Source organism: Nocardia aurantia (assembly GCF_009604425.1).
GTDB lineage: Bacteria > Actinomycetota > Actinomycetes > Mycobacteriales > Mycobacteriaceae > Nocardia > Nocardia aurantia.
The window spans coordinates 430,535-451,059 of record NZ_WEGI01000008.1; the positions used below are offsets into that span (position 1 = coordinate 430,535).

Annotated in this window: 23 protein-coding genes and 1 pseudogene; 14 read left to right on the forward strand and 10 right to left on the reverse strand. The window is 67.0% G+C overall.

The window, feature by feature from the left end; genetic code table 11:
• Positions 1–178 precede the first annotated feature (178 nt).
• The 3 genes from NRB56_RS20030 to NRB56_RS20040 all read left to right on the forward strand — a co-directional run bounded on the left by NRB56_RS20030 (position 179) and on the right by NRB56_RS20040 (position 2,490).
• A complete protein-coding gene (locus tag NRB56_RS20030; protein WP_153344353.1) occupies positions 179–1,066 on the forward strand; it encodes a LysR family transcriptional regulator in 888 nt (295 codons plus the stop codon).
• A 37-nt stretch (positions 1,067–1,103) separates the two neighbouring features.
• On the forward strand, positions 1,104–1,592 hold the full coding sequence (locus tag NRB56_RS20035; protein WP_153344355.1) for a cupin domain-containing protein: 489 nt from the start codon (positions 1,104–1,106) through the stop codon (positions 1,590–1,592).
• Positions 1,593–1,716: 124 nt separating this feature from the next.
• Positions 1,717–2,490 (forward strand): hypothetical protein, encoded by a 774-nt coding sequence (locus tag NRB56_RS20040; protein WP_153344357.1) that lies wholly within the window; start codon positions 1,717–1,719, stop codon positions 2,488–2,490.
• 55 nt (positions 2,491–2,545) lie between these two features.
• Here NRB56_RS20040 and NRB56_RS20045 read toward each other — a convergent pair whose 3' ends face one another.
• Positions 2,546–3,346 (reverse strand): transglutaminase-like domain-containing protein, encoded by an 801-nt coding sequence (locus NRB56_RS20045; RefSeq protein WP_319943249.1) that lies wholly within the window; start codon positions 3,344–3,346, stop codon positions 2,546–2,548.
• 126 nt (positions 3,347–3,472) lie between these two features.
• Here NRB56_RS20045 and NRB56_RS20050 point away from each other — a divergent pair, with 126 nt between their 5' ends.
• The gene (locus NRB56_RS20050) at positions 3,473–4,003 is read left to right on the forward strand and encodes a pyridoxamine 5'-phosphate oxidase family protein (RefSeq protein ID WP_153344359.1); all 531 of its coding nucleotides are present in this window, start codon (positions 3,473–3,475) and stop codon (positions 4,001–4,003) included.
• A 190-nt stretch (positions 4,004–4,193) separates the two neighbouring features.
• Here NRB56_RS20050 and NRB56_RS20055 read toward each other — a convergent pair whose 3' ends face one another.
• Complete coding sequence (locus NRB56_RS20055; protein ID WP_153344361.1) at positions 4,194–4,973, reverse strand: NAD(P)H-dependent oxidoreductase; 780 nt, start codon at positions 4,971–4,973, stop codon at positions 4,194–4,196.
• A 138-nt stretch (positions 4,974–5,111) separates the two neighbouring features.
• Between NRB56_RS20055 and NRB56_RS20060 the strand changes: the two genes are divergently transcribed.
• Together NRB56_RS20060 and NRB56_RS20065 are read left to right on the forward strand one after the other, a co-directional pair.
• Complete coding sequence (locus NRB56_RS20060) at positions 5,112–5,972, forward strand: helix-turn-helix transcriptional regulator (RefSeq protein ID WP_153344363.1); 861 nt, start codon at positions 5,112–5,114, stop codon at positions 5,970–5,972.
• Between the two features lie 127 nt (positions 5,973–6,099).
• Entirely contained in the window at positions 6,100–7,005 is a 906-nt protein-coding gene (locus NRB56_RS20065) for an NAD-dependent epimerase/dehydratase family protein (protein ID WP_153344365.1), read from the forward strand.
• Positions 7,006–7,008: 3 nt separating this feature from the next.
• Here NRB56_RS20065 and NRB56_RS20070 read toward each other — a convergent pair whose 3' ends face one another.
• Positions 7,009–7,368 (reverse strand): ArsR/SmtB family transcription factor, encoded by a 360-nt coding sequence (locus tag NRB56_RS20070; protein ID WP_153344367.1) that lies wholly within the window; start codon positions 7,366–7,368, stop codon positions 7,009–7,011.
• Positions 7,369–7,449: 81 nt separating this feature from the next.
• Here NRB56_RS20070 and NRB56_RS20075 point away from each other — a divergent pair, with 81 nt between their 5' ends.
• From NRB56_RS20075 to NRB56_RS20090, 4 genes are all read left to right on the forward strand, one after another.
• Positions 7,450–8,463: a quinone oxidoreductase family protein gene (locus NRB56_RS20075; RefSeq protein WP_153344369.1), complete on the forward strand. Its 1,014-nt coding sequence runs from the start codon at positions 7,450–7,452 to the stop codon at positions 8,461–8,463.
• A 4-nt stretch (positions 8,464–8,467) separates the two neighbouring features.
• Positions 8,468–9,439: a GlxA family transcriptional regulator gene (locus tag NRB56_RS20080; RefSeq protein WP_153344371.1), complete on the forward strand. Its 972-nt coding sequence runs from the start codon at positions 8,468–8,470 to the stop codon at positions 9,437–9,439.
• A gap of 53 nt (positions 9,440–9,492) precedes the next feature.
• Positions 9,493–10,134, forward strand: coding sequence for a PhzF family phenazine biosynthesis protein (locus NRB56_RS20085; protein ID WP_153344373.1), 642 nt, complete (start codon positions 9,493–9,495; stop codon positions 10,132–10,134).
• A 115-nt stretch (positions 10,135–10,249) separates the two neighbouring features.
• Positions 10,250–11,176 (forward strand): NmrA/HSCARG family protein, encoded by a 927-nt coding sequence (locus NRB56_RS20090; RefSeq protein WP_153344375.1) that lies wholly within the window; start codon positions 10,250–10,252, stop codon positions 11,174–11,176.
• Positions 11,177–11,205: 29 nt separating this feature from the next.
• Here NRB56_RS20090 and NRB56_RS20095 read toward each other — a convergent pair whose 3' ends face one another.
• A complete protein-coding gene (locus NRB56_RS20095) occupies positions 11,206–11,847 on the reverse strand; it encodes a TetR/AcrR family transcriptional regulator (protein WP_319943250.1) in 642 nt (213 codons plus the stop codon).
• An 82-nt stretch (positions 11,848–11,929) separates the two neighbouring features.
• On the opposite strand from NRB56_RS20095, the gene NRB56_RS20100 reads away from it, so the two are divergent.
• Positions 11,930–13,033 carry a Gfo/Idh/MocA family protein gene (locus NRB56_RS20100; RefSeq protein ID WP_227838022.1) on the forward strand — a complete coding sequence of 368 codons (1,104 nt, stop codon included), beginning with the start codon at positions 11,930–11,932 and terminating at the stop codon, positions 13,031–13,033.
• A gap of 99 nt (positions 13,034–13,132) precedes the next feature.
• On the opposite strand, the gene NRB56_RS20105 is transcribed toward NRB56_RS20100, so the two are convergent.
• Complete coding sequence (locus NRB56_RS20105; RefSeq protein WP_153344378.1) at positions 13,133–13,873, reverse strand: SDR family NAD(P)-dependent oxidoreductase; 741 nt, start codon at positions 13,871–13,873, stop codon at positions 13,133–13,135.
• 151 nt (positions 13,874–14,024) lie between these two features.
• Here NRB56_RS20105 and NRB56_RS20110 point away from each other — a divergent pair, with 151 nt between their 5' ends.
• Positions 14,025–15,032, forward strand: a complete 1,008-nt coding sequence (locus tag NRB56_RS20110; RefSeq protein ID WP_194290912.1) for a sigma-70 family RNA polymerase sigma factor — start codon at positions 14,025–14,027, stop codon at positions 15,030–15,032.
• Between the two features lie 6 nt (positions 15,033–15,038).
• Here NRB56_RS20110 and NRB56_RS20115 read toward each other — a convergent pair whose 3' ends face one another.
• Positions 15,039–15,521 (reverse strand): hypothetical protein, encoded by a 483-nt coding sequence (locus NRB56_RS20115; RefSeq protein WP_227838024.1) that lies wholly within the window; start codon positions 15,519–15,521, stop codon positions 15,039–15,041.
• Positions 15,515–16,234, reverse strand: coding sequence for an SDR family NAD(P)-dependent oxidoreductase (locus NRB56_RS20120; RefSeq protein ID WP_153344381.1), 720 nt, complete (start codon positions 16,232–16,234; stop codon positions 15,515–15,517). The genes NRB56_RS20115 and NRB56_RS20120 overlap by 7 nt, the downstream gene beginning before the upstream one ends.
• A gap of 102 nt (positions 16,235–16,336) precedes the next feature.
• Here NRB56_RS20120 and NRB56_RS20125 point away from each other — a divergent pair, with 102 nt between their 5' ends.
• Positions 16,337–17,182 carry a helix-turn-helix transcriptional regulator gene (locus NRB56_RS20125; RefSeq protein ID WP_319943251.1) on the forward strand — a complete coding sequence of 282 codons (846 nt, stop codon included), beginning with the start codon at positions 16,337–16,339 and terminating at the stop codon, positions 17,180–17,182.
• Between the two features lie 229 nt (positions 17,183–17,411).
• Here NRB56_RS20125 and NRB56_RS20130 read toward each other — a convergent pair whose 3' ends face one another.
• From NRB56_RS20130 to NRB56_RS20140, 3 genes and pseudogenes are all read right to left on the reverse strand, one after another.
• A complete protein-coding gene (locus NRB56_RS20130; RefSeq protein WP_153344385.1) occupies positions 17,412–18,464 on the reverse strand; it encodes an acyltransferase family protein in 1,053 nt (350 codons plus the stop codon).
• A gap of 95 nt (positions 18,465–18,559) precedes the next feature.
• Positions 18,560–19,198, reverse strand: a complete 639-nt coding sequence (locus tag NRB56_RS20135; RefSeq protein WP_153344387.1) for a TetR/AcrR family transcriptional regulator — start codon at positions 19,196–19,198, stop codon at positions 18,560–18,562.
• A gap of 235 nt (positions 19,199–19,433) precedes the next feature.
• A pseudogene (locus NRB56_RS20140) lies at positions 19,434–20,125 on the reverse strand (IS5 family transposase); the annotation flags it as partial.
• 141 nt (positions 20,126–20,266) lie between these two features.
• On the opposite strand from NRB56_RS20140, the gene NRB56_RS20145 reads away from it, so the two are divergent.
• Positions 20,267–20,525: transposase (locus tag NRB56_RS20145; RefSeq protein WP_319943252.1), on the forward strand; the 259-nt coding region annotated here is incomplete at its 3' end.

Below are 20,525 nucleotides of genomic sequence, written 5' to 3' on the forward strand. Positions count from 1 at the left end.
CCGGTGGTGGACGAATGATTCGAATTGTGTGACAGCCCCGGATCGGCAATCCCGCCGAACGGAATCCGTCCGGAACCGGTTATACCTTCTAATCTTGAAGATTCAAATCATGGTACCGGGATTCGTGTTGACATTGAATGGGCGGTCAGTATCGCACTATCGAAGGTGGCTGGACCGTATGCCGGATCCGCTGGATCTGCTGCACTTGCGCACGTTGGTGACCATCGCGGAGACCGGGGGCTTCCGGCGCGCCGCGGCCGCTCTGCATCTGAGCCAGCCCACCGTCAGCCAGCACATCCGCCTGCTGGAACGGCGACTCGACTGCGTGCTGATCGAGAAGGGAAGTCGCACAGCGAGATTCACCCCGGCGGGGGAGTGGCTGGTGGCCGAGTCGCGCCGGCTGCTCGCCGCTCAGGGCGAGGTCCTCGCCCGGTTCGCCCGATCACCGAAGTTGCAGATGACCATCGGCTCGACCGAACACGCCGCCGCCGGGCTGCTGGCCGACCTGCTCGGTGTGCTGCGCGCGGCCTACCCCGAGGCGAACCTGCACTTCCGGATCGACCGATCCGCCACCCTGGCCGACGCGGTCCTGAAGGGTGCGCTGGACCTGGTGCTCGTCCTCGGCGGCAACACCGCCGAACCGATCGGGACCGAGGTGGCCGCGCTGGCCCTGCACTGGTTCGCCGCCCGCGGCTGGCAGGTGCCGCCGCCACCCGGGCCGATACCGCTGGTGGCGTTCGCCGAGCCCTGCGGCCTGCGCAAACTGGCGGTGCGCATCCTCGGTGAGCGCGGCTACGAGGTGTCGGTGACCGCCGAATCCGGCAACCTGGACGGCCTGCTGGCGGCGGCCGGAGCGGGTTTCGGAGTGGCCCTGCTGCCGTATCTGTCGGCGGTGCCGTGCGAACTCGACCGGATCGTCACGCTGCCACCGGCCGGCGCGGTCGACGTCCGCCTGATCGCGCGGCGCGGACTCGCCGACCACATCGAGAGCACCGCGGTCCGAGCCGTCACCGCGCACTATCGATCGATCGCCATCGACGACGGGCTGTCCACCGCACAGCAGTAGCGGGGACGGCATCCGCCGCCCTTCGAAAGGATTCGTGATGACCGCTGAACCATCGCCGCACACCGACTGGCGACACCACGGGGTACGCGTCGTCACCTCGCGCCAACTGGATGTGAACACCCCGCAGACCCCCGGAATGAACCGCGCGGCCGCCATCGACGCCGCCCGCGTCGGCGCCCAGCGCCTCTGGGCCGGCACGGTGACGATCCATCCCGACGCGAAAACCGGTGCGCACCATCACGGCTCCCTCGAGAGCGTGATCTACGTGGTGCGCGGCCGGGCGCGGATGCGCTGGGGTGCACGGCTCGAATTCGTCGCCGAGGCCGAACCCGGCGACTTCATCTTCGTCCCGCCGTACGTCCCGCATCAGGAAATCAACGCCAGCACAGACGAACCGCTGGAATGCGTGCTGGTGCGCAGCGGCGGCGAAGCCGTCGTCGTCGCGCTCGATATCGAACCGGTCGAACACCCGGACACCGTGCACTGGATCGATCCGCTACACCAGGAGCCCTTGTCCGGCAAGTGATTTCGACACAACCACACACGTCCCGCGGCCCCACCGGCCGCGGTCGGACCGACCCGGCACCGAGATGCCGGATCGCCGGGCACCGAAAGGCAGCGGTGCCCCTTGACACGGAAAGTGAACACAGATGAGGAAATTCACTGCGTACGCGGTGCTGATGGCCGGTGCCCTGATCGTCGCGAGCGGCACCTCGAATGCCGGCCCGGCCGATCCGGATCACCGGGCGGTGGAGCTGAACGGCATTCACTTCACGGTCGACCGCCAGGGCGACGCGGTCGTGCTGGCGTCCCCCGACGGCCTCTTCGAAACCGTCGGCGACAGTGTCGTAATCCGCGATCCGGCAGGCAATTTCAACGATTCCCTGCCGCTGTCGTACCGCCGCGACGATCAGGTCTACCCGATCGCGGCCGAGATCGGCGACCACAGTGTGCGATTCACCCCGGCTTCGACCGGCGGGCACACGGTCGCCGATCCGATCACCCCCGCGGACATCGCCCGCGGACAGGAACTCGGCTCCGCCACCGCCGTGGCCGAGTCGTTCACCCCACGCGATCAGACCGCGCTGGGCATGTTCGCCTCACGGGTCGGAATCGGCTCGGTCGTGGGCGCGGTGATCGGCGCGATCGTCGGCGCCGGTCTCGGCTGTGTCGCCGGCGCCGCTGTCGGCTCGGTATCCGTGGCCGTCGCCACGCTGCTCGGCGGCGTGCTCCCCGGCGCGGTGGTCGGCTGCGTCGCCGGTGTCGCGACGGTCGGCACCGTCGGCACCCTCGCCGGCAGCGCCCTGGTCGCGGGCCCGATCCTGTTGTGGTCGGCGTACCAGTACTTCTCGACGATCCTCGCACCGTGCGCCGCACCCGGCACGTACTGCGTGGATCCGGCCGCACCGGCCGGAGCGAAATAACCCCGGTTCCGTAGCGGAGGGCGCGCGGGTTCACCGCCCGCCCGTCCGCTAGGTGTCACCAGATCGAGATCCAGTCGTCGCCGTTGTCGAGGAGTGCCGGGCTGTCGGCCGACGCCGTGACGCTCATGCCGGTGAGTGTGATGTTGCCGCCGTGGTTGTCGAGGAAGGCGACGTCGGAAGCGTCGCGGCCGGTGGCGATCCGGACCATGGTCAGCCGTGGGGCCAAACGGGTGGCGTCGATGGCACGCCAGATGCCGTCCTGGTAGAACTCGGCGACGGCGTGGAAGTCCATCGGGACACATTCCGGAGCGTAGACGGCCACCAGCCGGGCCGGGACATTCAGTGCCCGCAGCAGCGCGACGACCAGATGGGCGAAATCGCGGCACACGCCCGCGCCGGAGAGCAACGTCTCCACGGCGCCGTCGATGGGCTCGCTGCTCCCCGCGACGTAACTGATCCGGGACCGGACCCAATTCGACACCGCCACCGGCAGATCCGCGCTGGCGACGGCACCGAATTCGGCGGCCGCGAAACCGAGGAATTTGTCCGATTCGGCGTAGCGGCTGGGCCGGAGATAGACCGACAGGTCATAGCCGGAGGCGGGCACGGCGAACGCGTTGCCGTACACGGCCGCATCGTAGCGGACCCGCAAACTCCCACTGCCGCAATCGATCTTGTGTATGCGAGTACCGTGCGGCCCGAGGATTTCCTCTGGATCGATGGATCTGCCGTCGAGTTCGAACGACAAGGTCTCGGCCACCTCGAGCCCCTCTTGCCGAGCGACGGTGATCTGGAATTCGAGTACGGCGGGAGCATGGATCTCGACGTCCAGACTGGCCGACACATCACGCTTCACCCTGTGATCGTGCCGCGAAACCCGGTCATGCGCTCGGTGAGCCGTTCGTTCCGGCCACCGAGAGTCCCGCGATGAGTTCGTCCGGCCGGAGTCGTCTACCCGTGTAGACCACGGAAAGGATGACCGATGAAAGCCAAGAATCTCGACGACTCCAACGGGATGCAGATCCAGAACTGGGACAGCGTCACGGCGGTACTCGGCCGCGATATCGATCAGGCACCGGAAAGCGGTGGACCTACGCGGCACACGACCTGGCTCACCACCATCAACGCCGACGGAACCCCACATGTCACCGCTGTCGGCGCGGTATGGGTCGACGGCACGTACTGGTTCCAAACAGGGGACGCCACCCAGAAGGGTAAGAACGTCGCACGCGACCCGCGCTGCTCGATGAGTGTCTCGGCGAACGAATTCGATCTCGTCGTCAACGGGACGGCCGAGAAGATCTCCGACCCCGCCACGGTCGGACGCATCGCGGCTGTCTGGGCCGAGGGCGGCTGGCCGTGCGAAGTGGACGAGTCCGGGACGGGGCTGACGGCCCCGTTCAACGCGCCCGCGACCGGTCCGGCGCCGTGGTACGTCTACCGGATCAATCCCCGGTCGGCGGTGTCGGTGTCCACCGTCGCACCCGGCGGCACCACCCGCTGGACGTTCTAGGCGGGACGGCATTCGACTCGGCTGAAATCGACCACGTTTTCGCAAGAAGGGCCGGTGGGTCCAGACGGTGAGTGTGGCCAGGGCCGGCAGCCTGGGGTTTCGATGATTCCGAACGAATCCGATCCGGTCCTCCCGGTGATCCGGGAGCGTCTTGTTGCTCGGCCGGCGCGGCGCCGGCACCCGGCGGCGGTCAGCCACGCACGTGCAACCCGAAGCCGGTGCGGCCGGTGGGTTCCAGTCCTTGCCTGAGGTGTAGCGAGGGGATGTCGTAGTCGCCGAAGTTCTGCCGGCGGAACGGGATGGGCTCGGTCGACTCCAGGGTGAGCAGTCGCTGTACCCAAGCCTTGGCGACGTCGGGATAGTCGTGGTCGGTCATCCGGTCGGTGCCGTACAGCACGAACGGCGGCAGCACCTCGATTCCGGGGAAGAAGAGGATGCCGTGCTGGATCGGGAACAGCAGGTCCTCGATGGGGCCGTTGATACCGCGAGCGGCGTAGTGCGACTCCGGGCCGCCGGCTGTCACCGACAGCAGCGCCTTCCGGCCGGCGAGGGTGCCTTCGCCGTAGCGCTCGCCGTATCTGATGTCGCTGTGTTCGCCGACTCCATAGGCGAAGTGGAGGGTGAACACTCGGTCGACCCAGCCCTTGAGAATCGCGGGCATCGCGTACCACCACAGCGGGAACTGCAAGATGATCGTGTCGGCCCACAGCAGTTTTTCCTGTTCGGCGAGGACGTCCGGGGTGAGGGTCCCCGCGTCGAAGGCCCGGCCCGACTCCGCCGCTACTCTGAGTGGATCGGAGACGTCGGGCCCGTAGTCGGCGGCGTCCACGACGGCCTTCCAGTTCATCGCGTACAGATCGCTCACCTGTACCTCGTGCCCGGCCGCCGCCAGTGTGGACACCGCGAGGTCCTTCAGCGAGCTGTTCAGCGACTTGGGCTCCGGGTGGGCGTAGACGATCAGCGTCTTCATCAGAACTCCTTCGGATCGAATGCCCTCATCCTGGGCGTCGCGGCACCCGGCTGTTCAGGGGCGCGTTGTCCGTCGGACCGGCCTTCCTGGTAATGGCAGGCCCACCTTCGCCGGTGCCGCTACGGCCATACTGGCGATATGGACGATCTCGCGGGCTTCCTGCGGACCCGGCGTTCCCGGGTCGACCCGGCTGCGGTGGGCATTCCCGCGGAACGACACCGCCGGGTCGACGGACTGCGCCGCGAAGAGGTCGCGCACCTGTCCGGAGTCAGTGTCGACTACTACGTGCGCCTCGAGCAGGGCCGCGCGACTCAGCCCTCCGAGCAAGTCCTCGACGCGCTCGCCCGCGTCCTCGGCCTCGACGAGACCGAACGTGGTCACCTCTACCGGCTCGCGCGGCAGCGCCGGCGCCGCGCGAAGGCGCCGGACGGGCGGGTCCGGCCGGAGTTGCTGCGGGTACTCGGCCTCGTCACCGACGCGCCCGCGATGATCATGGACCACCGTCTGGACGTGCTCGCCGGGAACCGACTCGCGAAACTGCTCTACGGCAGGCCGATGCCGGGCCTGAACACCGCCCGGCACCTCTTCCTCGAGGAGGCCGAGCGCGGCCTGTACGCGGACTGGGAGAATTGCACTCTGGACGTGGTCGGGCACCTGCGCTTGGCCGCCGGCCGATACCCCGAGGACGCCCGCCTGGCCTCACTCATCGGCGAGCTGGCGATGGGTAGCGAGCGCTTCCGCCGCCTCTGGGCCCGCGCCGACGTGCGCGCCCGCACGCACGGGCCCAAGGCGTACCGGCACCCGCTGGTCGGGCCGTTGGAACTGCATCAGGAGAACTTCGCGCTACCCGACAACTCGGGCATGGAACTGCTGGTGCTGTCGGCGGCCCCCGGCAGCCCTGCCGAGGACGGTCTGCGCCTGCTCGCGGGCTTGGGCGCGGACAGCAGCGACGCGCATCCGCCGATGAACGCACAGACCCGAGTAATCGGGCGTGGATGATTTCCCTGTCCAGTGTGGGCAGGCGGCCGGATTCTTGGGTTACCTGTCCGTCCGGCCACTGTTCGCGATGTCCGCCCGTTGTGCAAAGTAAGCACGGCCGCGCATTCGCGGCGGACGAGGAGTTGAAATGGCATTGCATGTGGTTGCCGGAGCAGGAACGACCGGAAGCCGGACGGCGATGATTCTCGCGGACGCGGGAGATGAAGTGCGCCTGGTCAGTCGCAGAGGGCTCGGTCCCGCACATCCGTCGATCGAATTGGTGATCGGCGACACCACCGATATCGATCGCATGACCGCGGTCGCCGAGGGCGCCGAAACTCTGATCAATACCAGTTGGGCACCTTACGATCGTTGGCCGGCCGAATTTCCGCAGATAGGCGTCGGAGTGCTCACGGCCGCTGAGCGCACCGGCGCAGGATATGTTTCGTTGAGCAACAACTATGGATACGGCATCGTAAACGGCCGGTATATCGAGGATATGCCCATGGCGCCGGTATCGGTGAAGGGAGCTGTTCGGGCGAGAATGTGGCTGGATGCGCTGGCCGCGCACGAAGCCGGCCGTGTCCGCGCCACCGAAGTGCGCGCGGCGGACTTCATCGGCCGTAATTCCGGATCGGTTTACAGCATGTTGGTGGTGCCGGCCCTTCTCGCCGGTGAGCGGGTCGCGTTCCCCGGAGACTTGGACGCGACGAAGAGTTGGTCCTACATCGGCGACGTGGCGGCGACGCTCGCGGCAGTCGCCCGGGATGAACGGGCATGGGGACGTGCCTGGCATGTGCCGTCGAGCGAGATCTCGGTGCGCGACATGACCGATCGTATTGCCGCCGCCGCCGGACTGGAAAAACCGGTCCTGGAATCCATGTCGCTCACGGACCTGGCATGGGCCGGCTGCGACGATTCCGTCACCGCAGAGTTTGTGGAGATGTTCTACTCGTACGATCGCCCGGATCTGTTCGATTCGACGGTCACGGCAGCCACTTTCGGTCTCACCGCCACACCACTCGATACGGTGATCGCCGAGATAGCGTCCTAAGAATCACCCAGCCGAGGCAATGAAACTCTGAGTCACTTGACGCTCGTAGGTATCCAGGATCGTGTCGAGCAGACCGGGAAACCTATTCTCGAGTTCCGTGGCACGCAGGCTCGTCCACCGCCGGTTGCCGTGCTCGCGCTGATGGATCACCCCCGCCTCCCGTAGCACCCGGAAATGATGGGTCAGTGTGGAGGGCGCGACATCGACCGGGAAAGTGCCACACGCCCGCTCCGGCTGCGCACGCAGGGTTCTGACGATCGTCATCCGCGTGCGATCCGACAGGGCGTGCAGAACATCGAGCAGGTCCAGCTCGGCCGGCTCCGGGTGCACCAGCTGGGGCCGGCTGCGTTCTGATCTCGGCATTTCACCTCACTTTCGACGTACATAGTAGCCGGACCGCCCAAGTTGTACTATGTTCGTCGAATATCGAACCAGGAGCCTGCCATGCGCGCAGTAGTGATGAGCGAACCGTTCGACGGTCCCGACCGCACCCGTGTCCTCGACATCGAGGTGCCCCGGCCGGGGCCCGGCCAGGTCGCCATCGATGTCGAGTACGCCGGCCTCAATTTCCTCGACATCATGGCCCGCCGCGGCGATCCCGGATATGCCCCGGCCTGGCCGTATGTGCCCGGGCTGGAGGTCGTCGGCGCGATCCGGGAACTCGCCGAGGACGTTGTCGGCCTGGCGGTCGGTGAGCGGGTGGTCGCGTTCACCCGCGGTGGCGGGCTGGCGGAAGTGGCCGTCGCCGATGCCGCGTTGGTCGCCTCGTTACCCGCGGCGGCCGCACCGGAACTCGCGGCGGCGGCGCCACTGGCGTTGTCGTCCGCGTTCCTGCTGCTGAACGACGTGGCTCGGATCCGGGCCGGAGAACGTCTGTTGATGCATTCGGCCGCGGGCGGAATCGGAAGCGCGGTCGCACAATTGGCGCCCCTGTTCGAGGTGGCGACGGCCATCGGAACGGTAGGCCGGGCGCAGAAGATCGACGAAGCCCGGCGCAGTGGATGGCCGCATGTCTTCGCTCGCGACGAAGAGTTGACCGAAGCCGTCGGCCGGGTGGCCGGCGGAGCGGTGGACGTTGTGCTCGACCCGCTGGGTACTGCCATGCTCGATCCGGACCTCGACCTGGCAGCACCCGGAGGTCGAATCGTGTTGTTCGGCAACCCCGCCGGCGGCAAGCCTGCCCCGCTGCCGCCGTTACCGCGACTGATCGGCGGCAACGTGGGAATCGTGGGGTTCAGTATGAGCCGGCTGACCGCGACCGCACCGCATCGCGCTGCCGCCGCACTGCGACGCGTACTGGAACTCGTCGCCGCTGGGCAATTGAGCGTGCCGATCACCACGATCGAATCGCTCGACGAGGTCCGGGAGGCGCACCAATTACTCGCCGAGGGGCGGGGTACCGGCAAGTTCGTTGTGGCAGTGGATCAGTCGCGCCGAGTCCGGACGCGGACGGCGTGACCGGATGGGTAGCGCGGCGCACAAGATTTCGGTCGTAGCGGTGCCGCCGGTCACGGTGTTCGACCTGTCGGTGCCGGAGACGGTGTTCTCGGCGGCCACGGTGGGCGGAGAACCGGGCTACGAAGTGTCCTTCTGTACCGCGCGGCCCGGCATCGTGCCCGCGCACGGGAAACTCCCCGTCGTGATCGAGAACGGGTTGGACAGCATCTCCGAAGCCGACACCGTCATCGTCACCGGTACCGGTGCGCGCCATGACAGCGATCCGCAGGTCTTGGCGGCATTGTCGGCCGCGGCAGCGGCCGGGAAGCGAATCGCATCGATCTGTACCGGAGCTTTCGTCCTGGCTCAGGCCGGTTTGCTCGATGACCAGCCTGCCACCACCTACTGGCTGTACTCCCAGGAGATGCGTGAACGTTTCCCCGCGGTCGACCTGCAACCGGAGGTTCTGTTCGTCGACAACGGCCAGATACTCACCTCGGCAGGGCTGGCGGCGGGAATCGACCTGTGTCTGCACATCGTTCGGCACGACTACGGTTCGGCCGTCGCCAATGCCGCAGCGCGATTGACTGTGGTGGCGCCGATCCGCCCAGGGGGTCAGGCCCAATTCATCGAATACCCCCTTCCCCCACCGACCGGTATCACCTTGGCGCCCACACGTGTGTGGGCGACGCAACACCTCGACGAACCACTGACTCTGCGAAACCTCGCTGCCCACGCGCACGTCAGCGAGCGCACCCTGACACGTCGCTTCCGTGCCGAGACCGGATCGAGCCCGTTGCAGTGGCTGTTGCGGCAGCGGATCGACCGCGCCCGCGAATTGCTCGAGACCAGCGACCTTCCGATCGAGGAGGTCGCGCGCCGTTCCGGCCTCGGTGGCGCGGAATCCCTGCGGCAGCACCTCTTTCGCCGGATCGGCCTGACCCCGACGGCCTACCGGGCGTCGTTCACCCGGCGCCGAGCTCTCCCGAGCCGATGAGCGAACCGAGACCTGCTGTCGTGACGCACTTTTCGAGTCCGGATGATGCCTTGATGATCGAATATGAAGTGGTCCGGGTCTTCTGCGACCCCGACGGCGCATACGGCAACGAGCTCGGGGTGATTCGCGACGGTGGCGCCGTCCCCGCCGAAGTGGACCGGCAGCGGTTGGCGGGGGAAATCGGGCTCAGCGAAACCGTTTTCATCGACGACTCGGTGGGCGGTGTCATCGACATCTACACGCCGTCCCTCCGCCTTCCGTTCGCCGGACATCCTTGTGTGGGTGCTGCGTGGATCCTGGGTGTCGATCGGCTCGTGACACCCGCCGGCACTGTCGATGTGCGCCGGGACGGCGAATTCACCCGCATCGAGGCCCGGGCCGAGTGGGCGCCGCCACGGACCATGCGGCGCTACGGTTCTCCGGCCGAGATCGACGCGCTCGACGTGCCGCCCCCGGGCGAGTGGGTCTACGCCTGGGCGTGGCAGGAGGAAACCAGAGGAACGGTGCGTGCCCGCGCGTTCCCGGGTCGCGGGGACGGAATCGAGGAAGACGAGGCGACCGGGGCGGCGGCACTGCTGCTCACCGCGGAGTTGCGGCGCGGGTTGACGATCACGCAGGGGCGTGGCTCGCAGATCGTGACGGCGGTGCGTGGCAGCGTCATCGAGGTCGGCGGCCGCGTCCGCCGCGCCGAGTGAGGGCGATCCGTGTGGCCGGAATTCCCGCATACCTGGCGCGCCGGCCACTGCCGTGTTCGCGTGGGCTCCGGCACGCTCGGGGCACGGGCCGATCGAATCGATGAAGGGCACACTCATGGCGAACCATGCTAACAAGATCGTCGTCGTCACCGGGGCAACCGGGCGCCAGGGCGGCGCGGCCGCGACCCGGCTGCTGGCCGACGGCTGGCGGGTCCGCGCGCTGACCCGCGATGCGTCGAGCGAATCGGCACAAGCGTTGCGGGACAAGGGAGCTGAACTCGTCGTCGGGGGCCAGGACGAACGAGCGGTCCTGATCGCCGCTATGACCGGCGCGCACGGTGTCTTCAGCGTGCAGCCCGGACTTCTCGGCGCTGATCCGGTGGCCTACGACGACGAAATCGCCTGGGGCCGTAATGTGGTCGACGCGGCCGTTGCCGCGGACGTGGAACACCTGGTGTACTCGTCGGTATCCGGCGCTGAAACAGCCGAAGGGGTCGCGTCGCTCGAGCCGAAACTCCGCATCGAACAGCACATCGCGGCGGCCGGCATCCCGGCGACAATTCTGCGCCCGGTGTCGTTCATGGAGAACTATGCCGATCCCGCCTTCGGTATCGGCTCGGGCACACTGGCCACCGCTTTCGCGCCGGAAATCCCCGAACAACTCATCGCCGCAACCGATATCGGAGCGTTCGTCTCCCTGGCCTTCGGTCTTCCCGGCACATACCTGCACCACACTGTCGCGATCGCCGGGGACGAGCTGACTCAGGCGCACATCGCGCACGCACTGACCCGTGCAGTGGGCCGGAAGGTGACCTACACGCCGGTGCCCATCGACACCCTGCGGGCCTGGAACGCGGATTTCGCCGCCTCGATCGAGTACCTCGATCGCCGCGGTGGCTACCGGGCATCGGTAGCCGAGACCCGTCGACGCCATCCGAGCGTGCTCACATTCGCGGACTGGCTCGCCGGCGGTGGTGCTGCCGCGGTGGCACGACTGTTCCCGGATACCACTGCTCTCGACCCGGCCGATCGGGCCGTTTGACCCGTCGGCCTTCACCGATCGGACCGAATCTACCTACTACCGGGCAAGCCTTCCGCGGCAGCCCGAGCCGATGCCGGTCCGGGGTGAACCCGCAAGCCGTCGAGCGACACCGCCAGATTGCGATTCCACTGCTGCACATCGGATCTCAAGCCGATCGTGTATTTGTCGGTTGTCACCCCCGCCAGCACGAAAGCTACGTCCTGCCAGGTGATGTCGCGTCGCATCGCGCCGGCGCGCTGGGCGCGCTCGACCAATTGCCGCAGGCGGGAACGGATTTCACCGAGCATGTCCGCCAGCCCGGGACTGCCCGCATCGCCGAGGGCCTCGTTCACCCCGCAACTCTCCGCGCGCAGGCGCACATACACCGCGGCGAAGCCGGCGAATCCGTGCCAGGGGTCGGGATCTGCCAGGGCGCGGTCAGCGGCGGTGATGGCTTCGCTCAGCACCTCTTCCAGCACGGCTTGCAACAGCGCCTCGCGAGAGCGTATGCGCCGATAGAAAGTTCCTTTGCCGACGCCCGCCCGCTGCGCGATCTCCTGCGCGGTGACCTCGGTGCCGACCTCGGCCAATGCCGAGCGAGCCGCGTCGACCAGGCGCTCCAGGTTGCGCCGGGCATCGGCTCGCGGCGACTGGCCGGATTCGTCGGCCAGCAGGCGTTCAACTGCTGTCACCTCGACACCTTAACAAACTGGACTCACAGAGTCCGGTTGGGCATAATCGGACTTCAGTAGTCCGCTTAGGCAGGAGTTGGTCTTGGTCCCGATTCGGGTAGGCATCATCGGCGCGAACCCCGACCGAGGGTGGGCGGTACGCGCGCACATCCCCGCGCTGCGCACGTTGCCTCAGTTTCATCTCATGGCGGTCGGCACCAGCAGGCCCGACAGCGCTCGGCGAGCCGGTGAGCTGTTCCAGGCTCGCGCCTTCACCGATCCGCGCCGATTGGCCGAAGATCCCGAGGTGGATCTGGTGGTGATCACGGTGAAGGCGCAGGCGCACGCCGAGTTGATCCGCACCGCGCTGGCGGCCGGCAAACATGTCTACTGCGAGTGGCCGCTGGCCTCGGCCACCGCCGAGGCCGAGTCGCTGACGCGCCAGGCTGTCGCCGCCGGGGTCCGGCATGTCATCGGCCTGCAGGCCGGATACGCACCGGCGATCCGCCGGGCGCGGCAACTCCTCACGGAAGGCTATGTGGGGCAAGTCCTCTCGGCGACGGTCTATTCCGCGCGGGGTAAGGGTGCCGGGGGACGAGTCCCCGCGTGGGCGGCATACACCCTCGATCAGGCTCAGGGAGCGGGCCTGCTCGAAGTGGCCGGAGGCCACACCTTGCACGCGGTGCAGTACCTGATCGGCGAACTCACCGAGGTCTCGGCGCAACTGGCGGTGCGCAACCGGCGGATGGTCGTCGCGGACACCGGTGCGGCACTCGAGGTCAGCAGTCCGGATCATCTGCTCCTGAATGCGACGGCGGCCGATGGGATCCCGGTCGCCGCGCACATTCACGACGCGAAGGTCACCGACGGCCGGACTCGGATCGAAATCGCCGGCACCGAAGGCGATCTGGCGATCGTATCGGGCGCGGGTGGACCCGGCGGCATCCAGATGAGCGAGTTGCGGCTGCTGGGTTCGCGCGGAACCGGCGCCGGGTTCGAGCAACTGCCGATCGAAAACCATTCGGAATCGGCATCTTTCGGTAGCGAGCCCGCCAACGTGCTCCATCAGTACGCAGCACTGCACGACGACATCCGCACCGGAGCGCACACGGTCCCCGATTTCGCCGACGGAGTGCGGATACACCGATTGCTGGATGCGATCAGACGCTCCGACGAGACCGGTACGCGTATTTCGGTACAGCAGTAGGTGTGTCGCGCTTGCCTCCGCCTCCGCGACGAAGGTGCGGGCCGGATGCACGCCGGGGGTACCGGCGTTCGCTGTCCGGACAGCGGTCGGCCCACCGAATCAGGTCAGCGGCTTCAACCCGGCGGCGCTGAGCAGGTAGCTGCCGGCGAGTTCGGCGGAGTCGACCCCGGCGAGTTCGGTGATCGCCGCTCCGGCCGACTCGGGAGTGAGCAGGCCGCCGAGTTGGGTGAGATACGCCTCCTCGGATACGCCGCTGTGGGCGGCGTAGGCGGCCACGGCGGCCCGGCCGATGGCGGTGCCGGGTACCGGCCGGGGCAATACGGTGGTGAAGTCGATGCCGAGCCCGGCCCGCTTCGCCTCGTCGGAGGCATAGGTCGTGATGAATCGCTGGGTCGCCTTGGCCCCCGCGTATCCGCCGCTCAGCGGCGAACCGGCCAGGGCCGCACCACTACTGACGACGATCACCCGGCTGCCCGGCCGCAACGGTTGCAGCAGGCTCGCGGTCAGCCACAGGAAGGCGATGCGGACATCGGATTCCCAGTTCACCGAGAACGACTCCCAATTCTGTTGTGCCAGTGGCGCCATGTGTGGCGCCGCGCCGGCGACCAGGACGACCCGGTCCGGTTCGTACTGCGCGAGCAGCCGTTCCGCGGTTCCCTTCGCCCCGGCGTCGGCGACCTCGGTGCGGAGGCCGGGTACGGCTGCGGTCAGTTCCGTCAGGTGGGTCGCGTCGCGGGCCACGGCGACGGTGCGGCCACCGAGTGCGGCGAACGCGGTGGCGATGCCGCGCCCGAGGCCACGCGACCCACCGACGACGACGGTGGTGTTCGAATCGGGCATGGGATTCCTCCAGGTTCGTGACGATTGTTGTCCCTTGTCGAGACACCGGTTCGGGGACGAATCGAGCGGCCCGGCACCGCTGAATCAGCCGGCCGCCCGGTGTCTGCATATGCGGTAGTGACGGAACCCGAAGGGATGGGACGATCGAATGATGGCCGGCGAGCAATACGGCACCGACGACCTGCTGGCACGCGCCCGAGCCGGCGACGGCCCGGCATTCGGGCAGCTGGTCGAGCCCTATCGGCGCGAGCTGCACGTCCACTGTTACCGCATGCTCGGTTCGGTGCAGGACGCCGAGGATCTGGTCCAGGAGACGCTGCTGGCCGCGTGGAGCGGGCTGGCCGGATTCGAGGCCCGGGCGTCGCTGCGGGCGTGGCTCTACCGGATCGCCACCAACCGCAGCCTCAACGCGCTGCGCGCCCACCGGCGCCGCGCCCCGGCCGCACCACCGGCCGCGGAGTCGGGCCTGCCCGAGCCGACCCGCCGAGCGGCGGTGACCTGGTTGCAGCCCTATCCCGACACGCTGCTGGACGATCTGCCCGCCACCGATCCCGGACCGGATGTGCGGCTCGAGCGCAAGGAGTCCGTGTCCCTGGCGTTCGTCGCGGCCGCACAGGTGCTGCCGCCGCGGCAGCGGGCCGTGCTGGTGTTGCGCGACGTCCTGGGCTACAGCGCCCGTGAGACCGCCGCCACCCTCGACACCACCGAGCCCTCGGTCAACAGCGCACTGCAGCGCGCTCGCGCCACGCTCGGCGAATCAACCAAGGAGACCGTCCCGGAAGCGCGCGAACGCGAACTCGCCGACCGGTTCGCCGAGGCGTTCACCCGCGGCGACGTCGATGCTGTCGTCGAGTTGCTCACCGCGGACGTGTGGCTGCGCATGCCGCCCCTGCCGGTCGAATACCAGGGCCGCGCAGCCGTGCGAGATTTCCTGCGGTCCATCGCTTTCTACGGCGCGCCGCGTTATCGGCTGATCCCGACCCGCGCCAACGGCCAACCGGCATACGGGGTCTACGCCTACGACCCGCACAGCGGCCAGGCCCACGCCCACGGACTGGACGTCCTGACCATCGCCGACCGCGGAATAACCGCCATCACCCATTTCATGGACACCGACAGCCTGCGGCACTTCGGCCTGCCCCGGACCCTGCACGACTGAGTGGGCTCAGCGCGGCTGGATCCAGCGGCGCAGAGCATCGATGGTGGTCTCCGGTGAGGTGTTGAAACACAACCGGATTCCGGGCGAGATATCGATGAGCGCGTTCACCAGCCGCTCGAACAGCAGAGTGTGCTCGGGCGCCATGCGCACCCCCGCACCGATCATCGCGACCCGGAAGGTTCCCCGCGACACGCACTCGCGCAGCGTCGTGACAGCCGCATCGGCGTCGGCGGGCAGCCGGCACGAGATGAGGTCGAATCCGGCGGCGCGCAGTGCTGCCTCACCGGCTTCGATGCGGGCGGTCAGCATCGCCGCGTCGAGCCCCGGGTAGCGGCTGTAGTCGACCGCACCGGGATGCAGCCCGATCGATAGCACGGTGTTGTTCGAATCGTGGTGGTCCATCACATGATCCTTCGGTTTCGACAGAAATGTGAGCAGTGCCCAGCTCGTGCCGGCGAGCACGAGGATGAAGGCCGCGGTTCTCACCACGGGACAATTCCGTTGCGATCGAAGAAGCCGCCGGTGGGCCCTTCCGGACCGATGGTCGCCAGCTGCACGATGGCATCGGTACCCTGTTCCAGGGTCTGAATTCCAGTGTGGCCGTTGAGGTCTGTCGCGGTGAATCCGGGATCGACGGCGTTGACGCGAATTCCATCGAGGGCTTGGGCATACACGGTCGTGAGCATGTTCAGGGCGGCTTTGCTCGCCGGATAACCCAGCGTCGGCCGCACCAGGTCTTTCCACCTCGGATCGGTGATCGTCGCGATCGAGCCCATACCGCTGGACACCATGACAATGCGCGGATGGGCGGAAGCCCGCAGCAGCGGCAGGAACGCGGTGACCACGCGGACCGGGCCGAACACATTGGTCTCGAATACCGCGCGTAAGTCCGAGGCCTGCGTCTCGGCCGGATGCGTGTCCGGTCCGGCGACAGCCGCATTGTTGATCAGTACGTCGAGGCGTCCGGCGGTGGCCCGGACGAGCTCGGCTGCCGCGTCGACGGACTCCGGCGCGGTCACGTCGAGAGGAAGAAAGCGCACCGTCGCGCCGTCCGCGGACAGCTCCGCCGCCGCCCGGGCGCCGCGATCGGCGTCGCGGGCGGCGAGGAAGACCTCCCACCCCGATCCGGCCAAGCGACGCACCGTTTCGCGTCCCAACCCTTTGTTCGCCCCGGTCACCAGGGCGATTGTCGATGTCGTCATGCTTCCGACCCTGATCCCGATCGCCCGCCGCCTCCAGGGCCTGTGCGGCATGGGAGCGCCGGTACCACCCCCGGCCGGCGGTCCTGCGGCACGATGGGCAGGGTGGACAAGGCTGAGTTGGCTATCGTGTTGCGCACCGCGCGCTCCCGCCTCACACCCGCCGACGTCGGCCTGCCGGGTGGGCACCGCAGGCAGGTGCCCGGATTGCGGCGCGAGGAGGTCGCCCACTCGGCCGGACTCAGCGTCGACTACATCGTCCGGTTGGAGCAGGGGCGTGGGCCGAAACCCTCCGAGCAGGTGTTGCGCGCACTCACGCGGGCGCTACGGGTCAGCGAGTCCGATCGAGATCTGATCTTCCGGCTCGCCGGCGTCGAGCCCCCGCAGGCCGGGCGCATTCCCCTGGTGATCCGGCCCAGCGTCCTGCGGCTGCTGGACCGCATGGCCGACCTGCCCGCGCTCGTACTTTCCGCCAAATCCGATGTGCTGGCGTGCAATTCGCTCGCAACGGCGCTGTTGGGCGATTTCTCCGGCTATCCACCCGGTGAACGAAACCTGCTGTGGCAGCGATTTCTGGGCACCGGAATCGACCGGCTCGTAACGACGCAGGAAGCCGAGGCAGCCGATGCTGTCGACTGTGTGGGATGCCTGCGCACGGCGCACGCGAAATACCCGGACGATCCCGGTCTGGTCCGGCTGCTCACCGAACTGCGTACGGGTAGCTCGCGCTTCGACGAATTGTGGCGGGCCGGCCGCGCCGGGCAACTGCGGAGCCGCGCCGTCACACTCGCGCACCCCGACCTGGGCACTCTGGAACTCGACTGCGATGTCCTGCTGGTGCCCGAAGCCGACCAGGCCGTCGTCGTCTACTCCACCGCCCCCGGTACGCAATCCGCCTCGGCGCTGGATCTGCTACGCGTGACCGGGCTCGAACGATTCGGTGTGCGCTGAGGTAGGAAGCGCAATCATCAGCAATGGCGGTCGCGAGCTGGCCTGGTACGTCGCCTCCGACCTCGACCACATCATCCCCACCACCGCACTCGCCTACACCATCCGGTGCGCGGTGATCGCAGAGTTCGCCGACGACCTGGAACACCCGTCCATCGGTCGATGCATTTCTGGACGCTTCCGGCACAATCATCGGTGGTGACCTCGGTGGACGGGCAGTGGGCCTGTCCGATTATTTCAATCCGAACAGGAACCGTAGCGGTCTGATCCTGCGGATGACCTCGTAGGTCGCGAGGCTGAAGCCGAATGACAGCAGGAGGATGAGCGCGAAAGGCGCTATTCCGTGGTCGGTGATACGCAGGACGTAATACGCGATGACAACCAGGAAGGTCTGGTGGACTATGTAGACCGGAAAGGCTGCTGGACCGAAATAGTCCATGAAACGTGACATCCTGTTCAAATACCGCTTGCCGTACCCGAGGATCGCGAGCAACGCGGCCCAGGCGAAGAGATAGTGCCAGGTAGCGAAGAGTGGGCCCGCCTGCTTCCCGATACTGTAGATTTCGATCAGTAGTCCCGTGGTCCCGGCGAGGGCGATTGCGAGATTAATTCGCCGCTGCTCTTCGAGCATGGTGACGATCTCATCATCGGTTGCGATGAGGAAACCGAGCAGGAAGTACATGCCGTATACGAATATGTTCTGCCCGCCGACCGCCGGAAGAAAGGAAAGGACGGCCAGCGCCGCGAACGGCAGCAGGGCAAGGAGGGGATGGCGCAGCCATGTGGGCGAGTACCGCCTCGTCATGAGTGTGCGCATCAGCGGCAGGAGTGCGACCGAGATGATGAACAGGAAGAGGAGAAACCACAGGTGGGCCGGTGAGATTCCAGTGGTCTCCGTCCAACCGGAGAAGTCGGTGAAGTATCTTTGCAGGAACTCCAGGTAGCCGCTCTGATAGTCGCCTTGAAATTTCAGCGCATAGTACGCCTGTGGCGGGACAATGAAGATACAGCCGAAGATGAACGGCACCAACAACCGGGATAAGCGTTCCCGGATATAATTCTTCGCAGACCGATTGCGTAGCGCATAAAAACTCGACATCCCCGAGACAAGGAACAGCAGGGGCATGAACCAGAACGACGAGGAGTACACCAGAACGGACGAGAAGGTGTTCTCCACGCCTTTCACATAAAACGACGGGTTGTCATTGAAAACTCTTGCTGTGTGATATGGGAAAAGGAATAGGATTCCGAGATTTCTTAGCCAGTCTATGTAGTTTTTGCGCATAAATGTGCGACTCCTGAAATATCAAGGATAGCGACCCGAGAAACAGCCGCAGTTGCGGCGCATCGTTACGCGAATTGGACGGCTGACGCTCGTTATCAGTTCTCCGGGGCGCCAGCTGTCAACCATTGGAGGACAGCGGACAGGGCACGCTCGGCCACATCCGCGCTGATCGCCTCAGGGTCGGCGAGGTGTTCCATCGACAGGCCGTTGGTCAGGCAGTGCAGGATCAGTGCGGCGAGGTCAGGGCCGACCGGCGGGCTGCCACCGCAGCGAGTCGTGACCTCGACGATCGCCCGGGACGCCGCCTCTCGCTGGGCGCGGCGCATGGGAGTGACAACCGACCTGGCCTGCTCGTCCCGGGCGGCGCGGGCCGCGAACTCCAGCCCGAGCCGCCCGCGTGCTGTGTCCTCGACGATCCGTTGCGCCACCAGGTGCGCGACCCGGGCGGCCATCGCGGAAGCATCGCCGATGTCCTCGGTCTCGACCATCACTGTGGCGAGTTCGGTGTGGGCGCGCTCGCTGAGGATGGCGCCGAAGAGATCCTGTTTACCGCCGAAATTGGAATACAAGGCGCCTTTGGTGAAGCCGGCCGCGTGGGCGATGTCCTCGAGCCGACTGTCGGCATAGCCGCGTTCGGCGAAGATCCGCGCGGCCGCGTCCAGCAGACGACGGCGCACCTCCTCACGCGGCATGCGCGGGATTGGTTCCAGGGGTTGGTCTTCGGCCGCAGTCATGCGAGCCACACTAGCATACCCAAGGTATTGAATACTCGAAGTATCCAGATACCTGCCTCGCCTGACGATCCACCACAGCGCTGATCTCGCTGCCCGAAGACAGTGCAGTGCGTCCGGAGACCATCCGGCGACACCGGTGTGGCAGATCGGCTCGGGAGCTTCCTCGGCGCCGATCCCGCCGAAAACCTCGAGAACTCACCTTATTTCACTGAGGGTGATGCCCGGTCAGCCACGAGATCGTTCGTTCGACCACCCATCGATGCCGGCCGAGGCGCTCGGTGGACTCGATTCCCTTGTGCGCGATACGCACTGCGATCCCGCGCTCGCGCAGCCACCGTCGCAGCTCCAGTTGGTCGTAGGCCTTGTCGGCATGCAACATGCCAGGCCGGCACCGCCGACGACCTCGCCGTGACCGCACTGCCGGGATCGCTTTCACCAGCGGTTTCAACGCTTGTGAGTCGTGCACGTTGGCGCCCGGAACCGCCACCGCCACAGGGATTCCCGCTCGGTCGGTGAGGACATGCAGTTTCGAGCCGGGCTTGCCACGGTCGGCCGGGTTCGGCCCGGTCAGGCCGCCCCTTTTTTCGCTCGGACACTCGCCCCGTCGGCCACCGCCCGCGACCAGTCGATCAACCCCGCCGCACCCAGTTCGTCGAGCACCGCTCGATGCAGCCGCCGCCACACGCCCGCCTTCGTCCACACCGTGAACCAGCGATGTGCCGTCGGCACCGTGACCCCGAACGACGGCGGCAACATCCGCCACGCGCAACCGCTGGTCAGCACATACACCACGGCCGTGAACACCGCCCGCTGATCCACCGGGGACACCCCGCCGCCCTGCGGGCGCCGGCGGAACTCCGGCAGCAGCGGCTCGGCCAGCTTCCACAACTCGTCCGATACCAACCGCGGTGACAACGCATCCACCACTGAACATCATGCAGCACAACCGATCTCAACGCACCGGAAACAAATCACACCCATGTGAGACGTGGTTTAAGAACGTGTCTTACGTGGTTGTGATTCGTTCATGGTGTGCTGTGATCGGTTGTGCGGCATGATGTTCGACTTGTGGATGACCGGTTGTCGAAACGTCTTGTGCCGGAAGAGTTGTGGGCTCTGATCGAGCCGTTGCTACCCGGGTTCGTTCCGCGTCCGCAAGGTGGCGGGACTGCCCCGGCCGATGAGCGGGCGGTGTTCACCGCGGTGGTGTTTGTGCTGACCAGCGGGTGTGCGTGGCGGATGCTGCCGCCGTCGTTCGGGGTGACCGTGCCGACGGCGCATCGGCGGTTCAGCGTGTGGACCGAGGCCGGTCTGTGGCGGCGATTAC